Raw genomic sequence first — 16,454 nt, forward strand, 5'->3', positions numbered from 1 at the left:
AATACACCATCACCGCGCCGATCGACGGAATCGTGCTGCGGCGGGACGGGGAAATCGGCGAGATCGTCGAACCGGGCAAGATTCTGTTTCATGTCGGCGTTCCGAAGCCATTGCAGGTGACAGCCGAAGTCAACGAGGAGGACATCCCGCGCGTTGCGGTCGGACAATTGGTGCTGTTTCGCACCGACGCATTTCCGGACCGCCGTATCGAGGGCCGGGTGCGCGAGATCACCCCGATGGGCGATCCCGTGACCAAGACCTATCGCATCCGGATCGACCTTCCCGACGACACGCCGCTGCGCATCGGCATGAGCGTGGAATGCAACATCGTCACCCGCGAGCGGGACAATGCGCTGCTCGTTCCGGCCCTGGCGCTGCAGGGCTCCCATGTGTTCGTCATGGAGGGCAATGTTGCGCGCCGCCGCGCGGTCGAGATCGGGATCAGGGGCACGCGCAATGTGGAAATCCTGAAAGGATTGAATGAGCAGGACCGCGTTATCTCGCCGGTGCCGCCGGGCCTTGCCGACAATCAGCGGGTCCGCCTTGGCAGCGGGGCCAAGTCGTGATGCTGATCGTCGACATCGCCTGGACGCATGTGAGATATCGCGCGCGGCAGACGCTCGTTGCCGTGGCCGGAGTCGCCACCGGCGTCGGTTTCTCGATCATGATGGCCTCGCTGATGGTCGGCTCGCAGAACGACTTTATGCGGCTTTTGATCGATGCGCTGCCGCATATCGCGGTCTCCGACGAGCGCCGCCATCCGCCGCAACAGCCCGCCGAAACCGAATTCGACGCTGCACGGATCTACGGTCTGACGCCCGAAAAGCGCCGCAAGGGCATCAAGAATCCGCTCGCCACCATGGCCGCGCTGGAGGGCTGGCTGCCGGGCGATGTCGCGCCCTCGACCAAGACGCAGGGCATCCTGCGCTATGCCGGGCGCGACATCGCGGTCAGCATTACCGGCATCGATCCGCAGCGCGAGCCGCAGGTCTCGGCGCTGCCCCGGCATATGCGCGGCGCAACGCTCACCGCGCTCTACCGCGCCAACAACGCGATCATTCTCGGCGACCGGCTCGCGGCCAAACTCGGCGCGCGGATCGGGTCGAACATCACCGTGCAGACCAGCGATGGCGTGCAGATCGGGGCGCAGGTCGTGGGTCTGTTCCGTTCCGGGGTGACCTCGGTCGACGAATCGACCGCCTATGTCCTGCTCAAGACCGCGCAAATCCTTTCCAAACAGACCGGGCTGATCAACGAGTTGCGGGTGCGGGTCGCAGATCCGATGACGGCCGCCGACGTGGCGCAGCGGATCGAGCAGGAGACCGGCTACAAGTCGATCTCGTGGCAGGAAGCGCATGAGGATCTGCTCTCCTCTTTCGTGATCCGCAATGTCATCATGTACACCGTGGTGGGCGCCATTCTGCTGGTGGCAAGTTTCGGCACCTACAACATCATCTCGACCATCACCCACGAGAAGGCGCGCGACATCGCCATCATGAAGTCGCTCGGCTTTGCGGAACGCACGGTGCGCGCGATTTTCGTGGTCGAAGCCCTGCTGATCGGGCTGGCCGGTGCGCTGGCCGGCTTCGCACTCGGCTATCTGATGTGCGTTGCGCTCGGCACCGTGGAATTCCGCAGCCCGTTCATCGACGCCAACCGGCTGCCGCTGGTCTACGACCCGCTGCATTACCTGCTGGCGGGCGCGGTGGCGTTTGTGTCGTCCTTCGCGGCAGGCTTTATGCCCGCGCGCAAGGCGGCGCGCGTGCATCCGGTGGACATCATCCGGGGCGCGACATGACGCAAGGCGCGATCCTGATCGAGGCGAAAGGCGTCACCCGCATCCTGCCGGGGATCGTACCGGTGACGCTGGTGCAGGACATTGATCTGAAAATAGCGGCGCAGGAATTCGTCGCCATCACCGGGCCGTCGGGATCGGGGAAATCCTCGCTGCTTTATCTGCTCGGGCTGCTCGACATGCCGACCGAAGGCGAGGTGCTGATCCGCGGCCATGCCACCGCACAGATGAGCGAGACCGAACGCGCGCAGACGCGACTCGCGGATCTCGGCTTCGTGTTTCAGTTTCACTTCCTGCTGCCGGAGTTTTCGGCGCTCAATAATGTCATGCTGCCGATGCGCGCGCTCGGCAGGCTGTCGCCGCGGCAGATGCGCACGCGCGCCGCAGAGCTTCTCGCCGCGTTCGGGCTTGCCGATCATATGCACAAGCGCCCCGACCAGATGTCGGGCGGCCAGCGCCAGCGGGTCGCGGTGGCGCGGGCGCTCGCCAACGATCCGCCATTGGTGCTGGCCGACGAGCCGACCGGTTCGCTCGATTCGGTGTCCAGCGAGCAGGTGTTCCAGCTGCTGCGCGACCTCGTTGACAAGAACGGCAAGACCGTGGTGGCGGTCACGCATAATCTCGACTTTGCCGCGCGGATGGATCGTCGCGTGCATCTGATTGACGGCCGCATCGTTCAGGACCGGGCCGCCGCACCGCCACCGGGTGGCACACGCGAGCGGCAGAAGACCGGATAAACGAGACTGCCAGAGCGGTTCAAACCGAGATTGAATTGCAGTCCATTTTGTGGAGTGCAGCCTGCTAGCGGACGTTCACGGCCGCGCCGAGCTTGCGCAGCAGCAGCGCGCGCTGCGCGGTGGACTGCATCCGGCAATAGGCGGCATCGCCCGGCAACGTGCCCGGCTCGATGCGGTCGAAGGCGGCGCAGAGCGCGTCGCGCTGCTGCACCCAGCCCTTTTCGGATTCCGCAACCGCATTGCTGATGTCTTTGAAGCCGCCGGTGCGCACCCGTTTGGCGGCGGCTTCCGACAGCGCGCTCCACACCACCAGTTCGCGCTCGGCGCAGGCTTTGCCTTGCGCGATGTCGCCGCCGGTCTTGCGGGTGCAGGCATCGGCGATCACGCCGATACAGGCAGTGCCGAGTTCGCCGTTGCGGTCTGCGCTCTTCAGGCAATCGATCACGATTTTGAGGTCTGCGGAGCGCGCCGTCTGCGCATAGGCCGGCGCAGATGACGCAAACAACCATGCGCCGAATCCGGCGGCGACCGCGGTGAGGAATCTGGCGGAAAAGACGGTCATGGCGCTTCTATGGCGCCATTTATCTGAAATTTCGTGAAAAATGAAAAGGCGTCCGTGTTGCGGAAGGTCAAGGATCGGCGGCGTCTGCCCGCACAGATTGTACCGACCTGACCACAGACAGGCGGGGTAGAATCATGCAGAGTTTCGACAAGATCGCAGCGGACCTGAAGCAATTGCGCGACGAGGCGCGGCTCAAGGCCCATCTCGGGACCATGGTCCTGAAGGACGAGTGGGAGACCCTCGAACGCAAATGGGAGACTTTCGAGGCCCGGGCCAAGCTGGACCGCAGCGCCAAGGATGTCGGCGCGGCGCTCGACCTGCTCGCCCAGGAATTGAAGACGGCCTATGAACGCATTGCGAAGGCGGTATGAGCGATGAGCGGCGACCTGCAACGCGAGCTTGAGGCGCTGCGGCGGGAATTGCGGCAGGTGCCCCGCGTTGCCGAAGAGCCGGAGGGCGCGCCCGGTGCGACGGCGCAGGCGCCGGCCCCGCCGCCGTCCGGCGATTGGCAAAGCGAGCTTGAGCGGCTGCTTGCCGACGTGCAGGACAAGGTCGGCGAGGCTACGGAGGACGCCGAGGATCTGGTCGCCGCGCACCCCTTCGCCTCGGTCGCCGCCGCCTTCCTGCTCGGCGTGCTGGTCGCCAATGTATTGTCGCGAACGAGATGAGCATGGACCGTTTCATCAACAATCTGCGGGTGCTGTGGCGGGCGGAGCGGGCGATCGCCGACATCAAGCTGCGCAATGCACTGGCGCAGTCGGGGCTCAATGCGGCGGCCGTCTTGCTGGCGCTGTTCGGGCTCATGCTGTTCGAGGTCGCCGCCTTCTTCGCGCTGCGCGAAATCTGGGGGACGGTGATGTCGGCGCTGGCGCTGGGCGCTGCAAATTTCATCATCGCCGGCCTTCTCGCCCTGATCGCCGCGCGCAAGAAGCCCGGCCGCGAACTCGAGCTCGCCAACGAGATTCAGGCCTCCGCCATGGAGGCGTTGCAGACCGATGCGCGAGCGTTCCAGCAGGAATTCAGCTTCATCGGCCGCTCGTTCAAGCATCCGATGGAGAGCGTCGTGCCCCTGATCGTGCCGCTCGCGACGATGGCGATTAACGCCATCCGCAAGCCGAAGGGTGAGGCGAAGCCGTAGCCTTATTTTTGCGCGGCATAGCGCTCGATCGCTTCCATCACCAGCTTCTCGGCGCCATCGGCATCGAGCCAGCGCACGATGGTCACCCACTTGCCCTTTTCCAGATCCTTATAGTGCTGGAAGAAATGCGCGATCTGCTCGCACATGATGGGGGGCAGATCCTTGTAACTCTGCACTCCGGCATAGAATGGATGCAGCGCATCGACCGGTACCGCGAGAATCTTCTCGTCGCCGCCGGCCTCGTCCTCCATCACCAGCGCCCCGACCGGGCGGCAGCGGATCACCGCACCCGGCACCACCGGCACCTGGCTCGCCACAAGGATGTCGCAGGGATCGCCGTCGGCGGAGAGGGTGTGCGGGATGAAGCCGTAATTGCCGGGATAGAACATCGCGGTGTGCAGGAAGCGGTCAACGAACAGCGCACCGGACTCCTTGTCGATTTCGTATTTCACCGGCACGCCGCCGAGCGGGATTTCGATCACCGCGTGGACGTCCTTGGGCGGGTTCTTGCCCGATGTGATGCGGGAAATGTCCATCTGTCGCCTCTGTGCCGCGTGTTTCCGGAGCGCATGCGCTCCGGAAACATTATCAGCCAAACTTAACCAGATTATGCACCGGCAGCGGGCCGCCCGGAAACTGGACCAGCCGGCCGCCGACCGCGAGCGGGCCGAGATCGATCCCGAAGAAGCCGAGGCGCTCGATCAGCGCGGCGACCGCGGCTTTCGCGTGCGCGTCGTCGCCGGAAAAGAACAGGACGCGCCGGCCGCCTTCCGCTGCCGGGTCGCCGGAAATCAGGTGCGGCTGCAGGTGATTGAACGCCTTCACCACGCGCGCGCCCGGTACAAGTCCGGCGAAGACTTCACTCGATACCCGTCCGTTCAGTTCGGCCGGCTTGAACAGCGGTCCCTCGATCGGATTGTTGGCGTCGATCACGATGCGGCCGCCGAAGTCCGGCAGCCCTCGCAGCGCGCCCGGCAGCTTCGACCAGTTCACGGCGACCAGCACGATATCCTGCGCGGCGGCTTCCTCGCGTGTCCCGGCGCGGATGGACGGGCCTGCTTCGCGAACGAGGTCTGCAAGTGAGGCCGGTCCCCGGCTGTTGGAGACGATTGCTTCGATGCCGGCGCGGCCGAGTGCTCTTGCGAAGGCTGCGCCGATGTTGCCGGTGCCGATGATTCCGATGGTCATTGTCGTGGTCCTTTCGAATGCGAATTGAGAAATCACGCGGTGAAGCCGCCGTCGGCGATCAGATCGGCACCGGTGACGAAGGAGGCTTCCGGACTCGCGAGATAGGCGACCACACTCGCGATCTCGTGCGGCTTGCCATAGCGGCCGATCGCCATGCCGGGACCGACGATCTGCGACACCGGGCCGCCGTCCGGATTCATGTCGGTGTCGGTCGGGCCGGGATGTACAGTGTTCACGGTGATGCCGCGCGGGCCGAGATCGCGCACGAGACTGCGGTTGAAGCCGGCGATCGCGCCCTTGGTCAGCGTATAGAGCGAGGCGCCGCCGAACGCGGCATAGCGCGCCATCGACGAGCCGATATTGATGATGCGGCCACCGGTCGTCATGTGCCGCGCGGCTTCCTGCGTCGCAACGAAGGTGCCGGTGACATTCACCGCGATCATGCGCTCGTAGTCGCGGAAGTCGATGGCCTCGATCGGGCCGCCGAGTGCGATTCCGGCATTATTGACGAGGATGTCCAGAGAACCGAACTCCGCGACCGTGCGCTCGATCGCGGCGCGGACCGCGCCGGGATTGCCGGCATCGGCCTCGATCGCAATCGCGAGGCCGCCATCGGCCGTGATCGTTGCAACCACCTCGGCCGCCTTGTCCGGCGAGGCGCTGTAGGTGATGGCGACGGCGGCGCCGTCCGCCGCCAGGCGTTTTGCGATTGCAGCGCCGATCGAGCGCGAGCCGCCGGTGACGAGCGCGGCCTTGCCGGTCAGCGGCAGGTGGCGGGTGAGGGGATATTGGGAAGCGGTCATGGGTCACTCCGTTGGTTCTGATGGAGCGAACATGGCCTGTTTGATTATTCTGAATTAGTCAGTAATAATGCGAATTATTTTCAAGCTGTAATTGAAAATGGAAAGTCTCGAAAATCTGGAAGCCTTCGTCAGAAGCGCGGAATCCGGCGGCTTTTCCGCCGCCGCGCGCAGGCTTGGGCTGACGCCGGCGGCGGTGAGCCGCAACGTCGCCGTGCTCGAGCGCAATCTCGGTGTGCGGCTGTTTCACCGCAGCACCCGGCATCTCGCACTGACCGAAGCCGGTGAGCGGCTGTTGCAGGCGATCGGCAGCAACCTCGACTCACTGCGGGCCGCCATCGCAGAGGTGAGGCCCGAAGGCGAACCGGCGGGTCTGCTCAAGGTCAGCCTCAGCCTCACCTTCGGCACCGAATTCATTCTGCCGCTGCTGCCGGACTTCATGCGCCGCTATCCGCGCATAGCGCCCGACTGGCATTTCGAGAACCGGCAGGTCGATCTGATCGCCGAAGGCTATGACGCCGCGATCGGGGCGGGCTTTGAATTGTCCGGCGGGCTCATGTCGCGCATTCTAGCGCCCGCCCACATCGTCGCCGTGGCCTCGCCCGCCTACATGGAGGGCCGGACTCCGCCGGTCGATCCGTCCGACCTCGCAGGCTTCGACGGCATCGTCATGCGCTCCGCACGCACCGGCCGCCTCGCCCAGAGGATCATGCGCGATGCATCGGGTGCCGAGATGACCGCCACGCAGCGCGCGACGGTCATTCTCGACGATCCCGCGGCCATGTGCCGTGCAGCCGCGCTCGGCCTCGGTGTTGCGCTTGTCGCTGTGCCCGATGCGCTGCGCGATCTGGAGAGCGGCGCGCTCGTGCGCCTCTTGCCGCGCTGGTATGCCGATCTCGGTTCGATCTCGCTCTACTACGGGAGCAAGGCCATGCTGCCCGGCAAGACGCGCGCCTTTATCGATCATGTCGCTGAGGCGTTCCAGCGCGAGCGGCTGGCGCACCGTTTCGCGGGAAGTCTCGGCTAGCGGATGCCGTAACTCTGGTCGCGCAGTCGCTTCGCCTCGGTCAGTACGCGGCACATGCGCCTGGCCCAGGCGCGCTGATCGGCTTCGGTCTCGATCAGGTCGTGGCGGATTTCGATCGCGACATGCGGGATGCCGCGCTGCTCGCCATGCACCGGGATGGTGTAGTCGGTGTCGTCGCTGACGAGATAGGGCTCGTTATCGCCGACGGTCATTTCGTCTTCCTCGCGCAACAGGCGCAGCACGAAGGCGGCAAAGCGCGAGTCGCGATTGTAGAGCACGCCGGAATGCCAGGGCCGCGATACGCCCTTGTAGACCGGCGTGAAGGAATGCATCGCCACCAGGAAAGCGGGCCGGCTTTCGCGCTGGCGGCGGTCGAGTTCGGCGGTGATGGCGTCGTGATAGGGCGCGAAGATTTCGCGCCGCCGCGCCGCGATCTGATCCTCGGTGAGTTTCACATTGCCGGGAACCGGCGTGCTCTCGCTGATTTTCGCGACCGAGCTTTCGGCGAGGAACGGCCGGTTGCAGTCGATCACCAGCCGCGAATAGGGCTGCAGGATTGCATGGGCGTCGAGTTGGTCCGCCATGAAGCGCACCACCGGCTCGATGCCGACATCCCACGCGATATGGCGGCGCAACTCGCTTTCGGACACGCCGAGATCGCCGAGCGCGCGCGGGATGCGCCGCCCGGCATGATCGGCAACGAGGAGAAAGGGCGAGGCGCCGTCGGGCCGCAGCGTCACGACCGCGGGCGGCTCGTCGGGAGCGAGGAGGGGGATCATTGGATGTTCCTGAAATGCAGGCTTCGCGCCGGTCGACGCGGACTTATCAAACTCCGGTGGGTCCGGGCCTGTGGATTAGCGTTGATAACTTCCGGCTCTCGCGGTCTGGCGCCCATAATCGCCGCATCTCGAATTGCGCATGATCGGCCCCTATCTCGAATCCCGGTCGATTCGGGTTATAGCCAATCCCATGCGCTTTCCGCCCCAGTTCCTGGACGAAATCCGCACCCGCCTGCCGGTCTCGGAGGTGGTGGGGCGGCGCGTGAAGCTGAAAAAAGCCGGCCGCGAATGGCGCGGGCTGTCGCCGTTCAATCAGGAAAAGACGCCGTCGTTTTTCGTCAACGACCAGAAACAGGCCTGGTTCGACTTCTCCTCCGGCAAGAACGGCTCGATCTTCGACTTCATCATGATGACCGAGGGCGTGAGCTTTCCGGAAGCGGTGGAGCGGCTCGCCGCCATGGCCGGGCTGGCCATGCCGAAAGTCTCGCGCGAGGAGGAGGCGCGGGAACAGCGCCGAAAATCGCTCTACGAGGTCATCGAGCTTGCGGTGAAATTTTTCGAGGGCGCGCTGCAGTCGCGCGCCGGCGCCAAGGCGCGCGGTTATCTCGCCGATCGCGGGCTTGGTCCCGAGACCCAGCTGCGGTTTCGCATCGGCTACGCGCCTGCCGAACGTTTCGCGCTGAAGGAATATCTCGGCCAGCACGGCGTTCCGGTCGAGGACATGATCGAAGCCGGGCTTCTGGTCCATGGCGACGACATCCCGGTGCCCTACGACCGCTTCCGCGACCGGGTGATGTTTCCGATTGCCGATTGGCGGGGGCGGCCGATCGCATTCGGCGGGCGGGCGCTCGATAAGGATGCCCCGGCGAAATACCTGAACTCGCCGGAAACGCCGCTGTTTCACAAGGGCTCCATCCTGTTCAACGGCGCCAATGCCAGAGCCGCTGCCCATGACGGCAAGCCGCTGATCGTGGTCGAGGGCTATATCGATGTGATCGCGATGGTGATGGCGGGGCTCGACGGCGCGGTCGCCCCGCTCGGCACCGCGCTCACCGACGAGCAGCTTAGTCTCCTCTGGAAGATCGCCGACGAACCGACGCTCTGTTTCGACGGCGACAAGGCCGGCCGCCGGGCCGCCTATCGCGCGGTCGATCTGGCGTTGCCGAAATTGCAGCCCGGCAAGAGTCTCAGCTTTGCAATGCTGCCCGAAGGGCAAGATCCCGACGACCTGATCCGCTCCGGCGGCCGGGCGGCGATCGACGAGGTGCTGAAATCGGCGCGCCCGCTCGCCGACATTCTCTGGATGCGCGAGACCGAAAGCGCTCTCTTCGATACGCCCGAGCGACGTGCGGCTTTGGAGGCGCGGATCGCGGAGATTGTCGGCGGCATCGGGCATGAGGCGGTTCGAAAATATTACCGGCAGGATTTCGAGGGGCGGGTGCGGGCGTTGTTCGCGCCGTCGCAAATGGCCGGCGGTTTCGAACGCGGCCGCAGCTTCGAGCCGCGCAGCCGGCGCGGCAGCCGGTCCGACTGGCGCGCTCCGCAGCGCGGCGCACGCGAGACGCTGACGCCGCTATCGCCCAGGCTCGGGCAAAGCCCGCTGGTGCGCGGGTTTCGCAGCGCCGTCCCACCGCGCGAGGCGCTGATCCTGCTCGCGGTGATCGAGCATCCCTGGCTGCTGGAGAGCCATGCCGAGGAATTCGCCGAGATCGAGCTGATCCATCCCGACGCCGACCAGATGCGCCGCGCGATCCTCGATGCGACCTCCGGGGAAGCGGTTCCGGACCCGCAAATCCTGCAGGAAAGCCTCGCCGCGCGGGGCTTGTCCCCGCTGCTGGCGCGAATCCGGGCGGCCCTGACCCACGCCTCCGACTGGCCGGCGCGCGCCGGGGCCGGTGAGAGCGATGTGGCCCAGTGGTGGGCCCATATCGTTACCTTGCATCGCAAGACACGGACGCTAAATAGGGAGCTCAAGGACGCGGAACGCGCGCTTGGAGACGATCCGAGCGAAGCCAATCTGGCCTGGATCCGGGATGTTCAGAACCGTCTCGCAGCCCTCGAGGGAACCGAGGCGCTGATCGAGGGCTTCGGTGCCTCCTCCGGGCGGTCGTTGCGCGGCGTCTGACCGAAATCCGCCCCGGTTCCCGGGGCTTTTTGACAGGTGGGCTTTCATCAGGGCGGTCAAAGGGTTACGGGGTTAATCCCGACTTAACGCCGCCCCACGAAATTGAGTGTGTTGATTCGGTTACCCCGCCGGCCGGGACTCGCGGTAAAAGGCAGTCTCACGCCATAGGGTAGGGGTGGTCGAAACGGCGGGGCGGCCCTGCCGCGGGAGAGAGAACTTCATGGCGAGCAGAAGCGCGGCGACCAGATCGGCAGCCAAGGGCAAGACGTCGAGCAAGAACACCGGCAAGCCGCCGCTGAAAAGCGCCTCCGGCAAGGCCGCGTCCAAACCTCAGGTCAAGCCCAGGACCGCGGTGAAGGAACCGCCCAAAACCGCCACGAAGACAGCGCCAAAAGAGACCATCAAGGAGACGGGTAAGGACATGAGGAAGGACGCGGCAAAATCCGCAAAAACGGAAACGCCTGCGGCCGTTCCGCTCCGGCCCGACCAGTCCCGCACCGCCCAGATCAAGGCCGGCGCCAAGGCGCTCTCGGACAAGGAGAGTGTGAAGGCCAAGACCGGCGGCAAGGACGACGCCGACAAGGACGCCGAGGCCACGCCCGATACCCCTCTGCCGCTGCTCGATCTCTCCGACGCCGCCGTCAAGAAGATGATCAAGCAGGCCAAGAAGCGCGGCTACATCACCTATGAGCAGCTCAACGCCGTGATGCCCTCCGAGGAGGTCACCTCCGAGCAGATCGAGGACACGCTGTCGATGCTGTCCGAGATGGGCATCAACGTCATCGAGCAGGACGAGGCCGCCGACGAGGATGCCGAGAAGGAGGAGGAGGACGACGACGAGGGCGGCGAGCTTGTCGAGGTCACATCCAAGCCGCTGATCGTCAAGTCCGACAAGGAGCCATCCGAACGCACCGACGATCCGGTGCGGATGTATCTGCGCGAAATGGGCTCGGTCGAACTCCTGTCGCGCGAGGGCGAAATCGCCATCGCCAAGCGCATCGAGGCCGGCCGCGAAGCGATGATCGCAGGCCTGTGCGAAAGCCCGCTGACCTTTCAGGCGATCATCATCTGGCGCGACGAACTGAACGAAGGCAAGGTCTTCCTGCGCGACATTATCGATCTGGAAGCGACCTATGCCGGGCCGGATGCCAAACTCCCGGCGCCGGTCGGCCCCGATGGCAAGCCGCTGCCCGGCGTGCCCGGCGCCGAATTGCCCGCCGAGCAGGCGTCGCCGCCGTCCGCCCCTCCCGGTGCGACGCCGTTCAAGGCGGCGCCTGCTGCGGGCGACGGCGAGGAGAAGGATCCCGGCGAACTCGCCGCCGAAGCCGACATGGAGGACGACGAGTTCGAGAACTCGATGTCGCTCGCCGCGATCGAGGCCGAGCTGAAGCCGAAGGTGCTGGAAACCTTCGACACCGTCGCCAACGAATACAAGAAGCTGCGCAAGCTGCAGGAACAGGACATCGCCAACCGCCTGCAGAACGAGTCGCTGTCGCCGTCGCAGGAGCGCAAATACAAGAAGCTGAAGGACGAGATCATCACCGCGGTGAAGTCGCTGCGGCTCAATCAGGCGCGCATCGATTCACTGGTCGACCAGCTCTACGAGATCAACAAGCGCCTCGTCTCGCTCGAGGGCCGCATGATGCGGCTTGCCGAAAGCCACGGCGTGGCGCGCGACGACTTCCTGAAGAATTATTTCGGATCGGAGCTCGATCCGCGGTGGATGAACCGCGTTTCCAAGCTGTCGGCCAAGGGCTGGCGCGAGCTTGTCGCCCATGACAAGGACCGCCTCAAGGATCTGCGCGCCAATATCCACGCGCTGGCCTCCGAGACCGGGCTCGAGATCGGCGAATTCCGCAAGATCGTGCATTCGGTGCAGAAGGGCGAGCGCGAGGCGCGCCAGGCGAAAAAGGAGATGGTGGAGGCCAACCTGCGCCTCGTCATCTCCATCGCCAAGAAATACACCAATCGCGGCCTGCAATTCCTCGACCTGATTCAGGAAGGCAATATCGGCCTGATGAAGGCGGTGGACAAGTTCGAATACCGCCGCGGCTACAAGTTCTCGACCTATGCGACGTGGTGGATCCGGCAGGCGATTACGCGCTCGATCGCCGATCAGGCCCGCACCATCCGCATTCCGGTGCATATGATCGAGACCATCAACAAGATCGTGCGCACTTCGCGCCAGATGCTGAACGAGATCGGCCGCGAGCCGACTCCGGAAGAGCTTGCCGAGAAGCTCGGCATGCCGCTCGAGAAGGTGCGCAAGGTTCTGAAAATCGCGAAAGAGCCGCTGTCGCTCGAAACGCCGATTGGTGACGAAGAGGACTCACATCTCGGGGATTTCATCGAGGACAAGAACGCGGTGCTGCCGATCGATGCGGCGATCCAGTCGAACCTGCGCGAGACCACGACGCGCGTGCTTGCCTCGCTCACGCCCCGCGAGGAGCGCGTGCTGCGCATGCGTTTCGGCATCGGCATGAACACCGACCACACGCTGGAGGAAGTCGGCCAGCAATTCAGCGTGACCCGCGAACGCATCCGTCAGATCGAGGCGAAGGCGCTGCGCAAGCTCAAGCATCCGTCGCGGTCAAGGAAGCTGCGATCCTTCCTGGATAACTGACCGTCATTGCGCGGCGCGCCGAAGCAATCCATCAGAAAAACAAAACCCCGGCGAAGGCCGGGGTTTTGCTATGTTGACCGCTAAAGTATTCCAGACTGGATCGGGCCGCATGCTCTCTCCCTTTGCCTCCCGCCGCCGCTTTTCCGATCTGTCGGAGGCCGAAATCCTCGCGCTCGCGATCTCCTCGGAAGAGGACGACTCGCGCATCTACGCGACCTATGCGGAGCAGCTGCGCCACGCCTACCCTGCGACTGCCGAGATGTTCGACGCGATGGCGGCGGAGGAGGACGGCCACCGCCGCCTCCTGATCGACACTTTCGAGCGAAGGTTCGGCAAGGTGATCCCGCTCATTCGCCGCGAGCATGTCGCGGGCTTCTATTCGCGCCGGCCGGTCTGGCTTGTGCAGAATCTCGGGCTCGACCGCATCCGCGCCGAGGCCGCGCGCATGGAGGACGATGCCGCGAATTTCTATGGGCAGGCGGCGCAGCGCGCGAGCGATCCTGCGACCCGCAAGCTTCTGGGCGACCTCGCCGCGGCCGAGCGCAAGCACGAGCACAAAGCCGAGGAGATCGCGGCGGCGCAGGAGGGCACGTCCGCCCGCAGCGAGGAGGACGAGAAGGCGCGGCGGCAATTCATCCTCACCTATGTGCAGCCGGGGCTCGCCGGCCTGATGGACGGCTCGGTGTCCACGCTCGCGCCGATCTTCGCCACCGCGTTCGCCACGCAGAACACCTGGACCACGTTTCTGGTCGGCCTTGCGGCGTCGGTCGGCGCCGGCATCTCGATGGGCTTCACCGAAGCCGCCCACGACGACGGCGTGATCTCGGGCCGCGGCTCGCCGGTCAAGCGCGGGCTGGCGTCGGGCATTATGACGACGGTGGGCGGGCTCGGCCACGCGCTGCCCTATCTCATTCCGCATTTCTGGACCGCGACGGCCATCGCCGGCATCGTGGTGTTCGTCGAATTGTGGGCGATCGCCTTCATCCAGAACCGCTACATGGAAACGCCGTTCCTGCGCGCGGTGTTTCAGGTGGTGCTGGGCGGCTCGCTGGTGCTGGCGGCTGGGATATTGATCGGGGGGAGTTAGCGAAAGCGGTCCCGTCTTCCGTTCGTCCCCGCGAAGGGATCCGGAGTCACATGCGCTGAGCTTGGCGGGTTGCAGTACGGCGCAAAGCAACTCGGCTTGCCGACTTGAATTTGTGGTTGGCGTCGGTCGCCGCCCGGGTTGCTGATTTTATCGGCACAGGTCATTCCGAAATGACAGCCGGCTGACGTTCGCAGGCTTAATTCAGCCGCTTTCTTGGTTCCGTTGGCGTGCGGGGACTTCGCCGCGGAATTGCAATCCGGTTCGCGCCGGTTCATCCGCTGCACGTCAATGACGGATGATTCGGACATGCGATCGAGCGGCGGTCTTGCCCCGGCCTGTGCTTCGCCCCGGCGTCTCGCCGTTGCATGCCTTGCGCTGATGCTGGCGGCGGCGCTGCCAGGCCTATCGCGCGCACAACCTCCGGAATTGCCGCCGACGCTCTCCAACGAGCTTGCGGTCCGCATCGTCGATTTCGACTGGGTCGATGCGGCGCGCGCGCGTCCTGTTCCGGCGCGGCTCTATTGGCCAAACGACAGCGCGCCGGGCGCGCGCGTTCCGCTGGTTGTGTTCTCGCATGGCATGGGCGGCTCGCGGCGGGGTTACAGCTATCTCGCGCGGCATTTCGCGGCGCGCGGCGTCGCCAGCCTGCATGTCCAGCATGCCGGCAGTGACACCTCGGTCTGGGCCGGCAATCCGCTGCTGTTGGTGCAGCGGCTGCAGACCGCGGCGCATGAGAGTGAGGCGCTGTCGCGCGGCCTCGATATCCGCTTCGCGCTCGACCGCATTCTCGCCAGCGGCACCGGCCCCTACGCCGCCCGCATCGACCGCAGCCGCATCGTTGCGGCCGGCCATTCCTACGGCGCCAACACCGCCCTCGTTGCGGTCGGCGCCGGCGTGATGCGCGAGGGCCGGCGGATCGAAGCCAAGGATGGCCGTTTTGCCGCGGCGATCCTGATCTCGTCGCCGCCCTTCTACGGGGAGCCGGACCTCTCTTCGGTGCTCGACAATGTCACGGTGCCGACCCTGCATGTCACGGCGACCGAGGACGTCATCCGCATCCCCGGCTATTATTCCGGTCCCGCCGACCGGCTTGCGATCTACAACGCGATTGCGACGCCGCGCAAAGCCATTGCGGTGTTCAATGGCGGTTCGCACAGCATGTTCACCGATCGCACATCCACCGGCGGCCGCGACCTCAATCCCAAGGTGAAGGCGGCGACCGCCGAGCTTGCGCTCGCCTTCCTCGACCAGATTTTCGACGGCGACCGCGCAGCGATGGTGCACTGGAACGCGAAGTGGCAGCCGATCCTGGCGCTCGCGCCCGGCGTCTCGCCGCATCTGAGCGCTGCGGCGCGGGCTCGTCCCGCGCACGCGGTTCAACGGTAACGCCTCAATCCGGGATGCGCGTCAGCTTCGGGCGCCAGATCGCAAGCACGATATTGGCGGCGGCGACGCCGAGCAGAATCCACAGCGACATGATTTCGGCGCGCCCCGTGCCGGCCAAGTCGCCGATCGGTGCCTCGCCCGACAGCACCCGCGCCGCGAGCTCGGCCTCCTGCTTCATCGGCCCCTCGATGCCGATGAAGCCGTATTCGAACAGGAGAATGCCGGAGAGCGCCTTCACCCAGGCCCAGCCGGCATTGTGGAAGGCGGGGTTCAACGCGATCGCGAGCAGCCCGGCGATCAGGGTCAGCCCGAGCGAGGGCAGGAAAATCCAGGTCGCGATCTTGGCGATGGCGCCGCGCATCATCGCATAGTGCGCGATCTCGGCGGGCGGCGGCGTCAGCGAGAACAGCACGAGCAGGCACGCCATCGCGCCCATCAGGCCGATGGCGCCAAGCGTGTGGGACAATTTCATCAGCCGCCGCAGGTGAAGCATCGCCCGCTCGCGAAGGTTTGACCGTAAGCCCGCGCACAGTTACGCGGCCCGCCGCGCCCGGGTTTCACGTCCGCGCGAACCTTTGCCGCAGTGCAGCGTTGTCGTCCGGGCCCCAGGGCAATCCATCAACAGGGAGACATCTACCATGCCGGCCTCGCTGGACGGAAAACGCATTCTCATTCTCGCCACCCACGGCTTCGAGCAGTCCGAGCTCGAAGTGCCGCGCGACAAGCTGAAGGCGGCGGGCGCCGAGGTGCATGTGGTGTCGCCGGAGGCGGGCGAGATCAAGGGCTGGGACCAGAAGGACTGGGGCCGGCCGGTCAAGGTCGACAAGACGCTCGGCAGCGTGACGGAGGCCGACTACGACGCCATCGTGCTGCCCGGCGGGCAGATCAACCCGGACATCCTGCGCGTGAACACGGACGCGCTGGCGCTGATCAAGGCGTTCTTCGCGGCGGGCAAGACGGTGGCGGCGATCTGCCATGCGCCGTGGCTGCTGATCGAGACCGGCATCGCCAAGGGCCGCAAGATGACGTCGTACAAGTCGATCAAGACTGATGTGGTCAACGCGGGCGCGCAGTTCGAGGATGCGCCCGTCGTCACCGACAACGGCGTCATCACTTCGCGCAACCCCGGCGATCTCGATGCATTCTGCGCCAAGATCGTGGAGGAGGTGCGCGAAGGCCGCCACCAGCGCCAGGCGGCGTGAGGGGA

Annotated in this window: 18 protein-coding genes; 12 read left to right on the plus strand and 6 right to left on the minus strand. The window is 65.4% G+C overall.

Going from position 1 to position 16,454, the window contains the following annotated elements; genetic code table 11:
- The 3 genes from ACK41X_RS03220 to ACK41X_RS03230 form a co-directional block, all read left to right on the plus strand.
- The coding region (locus ACK41X_RS03220; RefSeq protein ID WP_409719205.1) for an efflux RND transporter periplasmic adaptor subunit at positions 1-566 on the plus strand (566 nt) is incomplete at its 5' end.
- Positions 563-1,798, plus strand: a complete 1,236-nt coding sequence (locus ACK41X_RS03225; RefSeq protein WP_409719207.1) for an ABC transporter permease — start codon at positions 563-565, stop codon at positions 1,796-1,798. The genes ACK41X_RS03220 and ACK41X_RS03225, both read left to right, overlap by 4 nt.
- Entirely contained in the window at positions 1,795-2,532 is a 738-nt protein-coding gene (locus tag ACK41X_RS03230; protein ID WP_409719209.1) for an ABC transporter ATP-binding protein, read from the plus strand. The genes ACK41X_RS03225 and ACK41X_RS03230 overlap by 4 nt, the downstream gene beginning before the upstream one ends.
- A 64-nt stretch (positions 2,533-2,596) precedes the next feature.
- Here the strand turns inward: ACK41X_RS03230 and ACK41X_RS03235 are convergent, their stop codons facing one another.
- Complete coding sequence (locus tag ACK41X_RS03235; RefSeq protein ID WP_409719211.1) at positions 2,597-3,094, minus strand: lysozyme inhibitor LprI family protein; 498 nt, start codon at positions 3,092-3,094, stop codon at positions 2,597-2,599.
- Between the two features lie 134 nt (positions 3,095-3,228).
- On the opposite strand from ACK41X_RS03235, the gene ACK41X_RS03240 reads away from it, so the two are divergent.
- The 3 genes from ACK41X_RS03240 to ACK41X_RS03250 are packed head-to-tail and all read left to right on the plus strand — an operon-like array spanning position 3,229 to position 4,232.
- Positions 3,229-3,465, plus strand: coding sequence for a hypothetical protein (locus ACK41X_RS03240; protein WP_409719213.1), 237 nt, complete (start codon positions 3,229-3,231; stop codon positions 3,463-3,465).
- A gap of 3 nt (positions 3,466-3,468) precedes the next feature.
- Complete coding sequence (locus tag ACK41X_RS03245) at positions 3,469-3,762, plus strand: hypothetical protein (protein ID WP_409719215.1); 294 nt, start codon at positions 3,469-3,471, stop codon at positions 3,760-3,762.
- Positions 3,763-3,764: 2 nt separating this feature from the next.
- Positions 3,765-4,232 (plus strand): phage holin family protein, encoded by a 468-nt coding sequence (locus ACK41X_RS03250; protein WP_409719217.1) that lies wholly within the window; start codon positions 3,765-3,767, stop codon positions 4,230-4,232.
- Between the two features lie 2 nt (positions 4,233-4,234).
- Here ACK41X_RS03250 and ppa read toward each other — a convergent pair whose 3' ends face one another.
- Genes ppa through ACK41X_RS03265 form a run of 3 tightly spaced genes read right to left on the minus strand, consistent with a single transcriptional unit; the run spans position 4,235 to position 6,223 of the window.
- A complete protein-coding gene (gene ppa / locus ACK41X_RS03255) occupies positions 4,235-4,768 on the minus strand; it encodes an inorganic diphosphatase (RefSeq protein WP_409719219.1) in 534 nt (177 codons plus the stop codon).
- Positions 4,769-4,820: 52 nt separating this feature from the next.
- On the minus strand, positions 4,821-5,420 hold the full coding sequence (locus ACK41X_RS03260) for an NADPH-dependent F420 reductase (RefSeq protein WP_409719221.1): 600 nt from the start codon (positions 5,418-5,420) through the stop codon (positions 4,821-4,823).
- 32 nt (positions 5,421-5,452) lie between these two features.
- Positions 5,453-6,223: a 3-oxoacyl-ACP reductase family protein gene (locus ACK41X_RS03265; RefSeq protein ID WP_409719223.1), complete on the minus strand. Its 771-nt coding sequence runs from the start codon at positions 6,221-6,223 to the stop codon at positions 5,453-5,455.
- 97 nt (positions 6,224-6,320) lie between these two features.
- Between ACK41X_RS03265 and ACK41X_RS03270 the strand changes: the two genes are divergently transcribed.
- Entirely contained in the window at positions 6,321-7,247 is a 927-nt protein-coding gene (locus tag ACK41X_RS03270) for a LysR substrate-binding domain-containing protein (protein ID WP_409719225.1), read from the plus strand.
- Here the strand turns inward: ACK41X_RS03270 and ACK41X_RS03275 are convergent.
- Positions 7,244-8,026, minus strand: a complete 783-nt coding sequence (locus ACK41X_RS03275) for an N-formylglutamate amidohydrolase (protein ID WP_409719227.1) — start codon at positions 8,024-8,026, stop codon at positions 7,244-7,246. The two genes, ACK41X_RS03270 and ACK41X_RS03275, sit on opposite strands and share 4 nt — an antisense overlap.
- A 190-nt stretch (positions 8,027-8,216) precedes the next feature.
- Between ACK41X_RS03275 and dnaG the strand changes: the two genes are divergently transcribed.
- From dnaG to ACK41X_RS03295, 4 genes are all read left to right on the plus strand, one after another.
- Positions 8,217-10,151, plus strand: coding sequence for a DNA primase (gene dnaG / locus ACK41X_RS03280; RefSeq protein ID WP_409719229.1), 1,935 nt, complete (start codon positions 8,217-8,219; stop codon positions 10,149-10,151).
- A 220-nt stretch (positions 10,152-10,371) separates the two neighbouring features.
- Positions 10,372-12,774 carry an RNA polymerase sigma factor RpoD gene (rpoD, locus tag ACK41X_RS03285; RefSeq protein WP_409719231.1) on the plus strand — a complete coding sequence of 801 codons (2,403 nt, stop codon included), beginning with the start codon at positions 10,372-10,374 and terminating at the stop codon, positions 12,772-12,774.
- Between the two features lie 109 nt (positions 12,775-12,883).
- On the plus strand, positions 12,884-13,861 hold the full coding sequence (gene mbfA, locus ACK41X_RS03290; RefSeq protein WP_409719233.1) for an iron exporter MbfA: 978 nt from the start codon (positions 12,884-12,886) through the stop codon (positions 13,859-13,861).
- 306 nt (positions 13,862-14,167) lie between these two features.
- Entirely contained in the window at positions 14,168-15,247 is a 1,080-nt protein-coding gene (locus ACK41X_RS03295; protein ID WP_409719235.1) for an alpha/beta hydrolase family protein, read from the plus strand.
- A 4-nt stretch (positions 15,248-15,251) separates the two neighbouring features.
- Here ACK41X_RS03295 and ACK41X_RS03300 read toward each other — a convergent pair whose 3' ends face one another.
- On the minus strand, positions 15,252-15,731 hold the full coding sequence (locus tag ACK41X_RS03300; protein WP_409719313.1) for a hypothetical protein: 480 nt from the start codon (positions 15,729-15,731) through the stop codon (positions 15,252-15,254).
- 154 nt (positions 15,732-15,885) lie between these two features.
- Here ACK41X_RS03300 and ACK41X_RS03305 point away from each other — a divergent pair, with 154 nt between their 5' ends.
- The gene (locus tag ACK41X_RS03305) at positions 15,886-16,449 is read left to right on the plus strand and encodes a type 1 glutamine amidotransferase domain-containing protein (protein WP_409719237.1); all 564 of its coding nucleotides are present in this window, start codon (positions 15,886-15,888) and stop codon (positions 16,447-16,449) included.
- Positions 16,450-16,454 lie beyond the last annotated feature (5 nt).

The sequence above is a fragment of the Pseudorhodoplanes sp. genome, assembly GCF_046289595.1.
Lineage (GTDB): Bacteria > Pseudomonadota > Alphaproteobacteria > Rhizobiales > Xanthobacteraceae > Pseudorhodoplanes.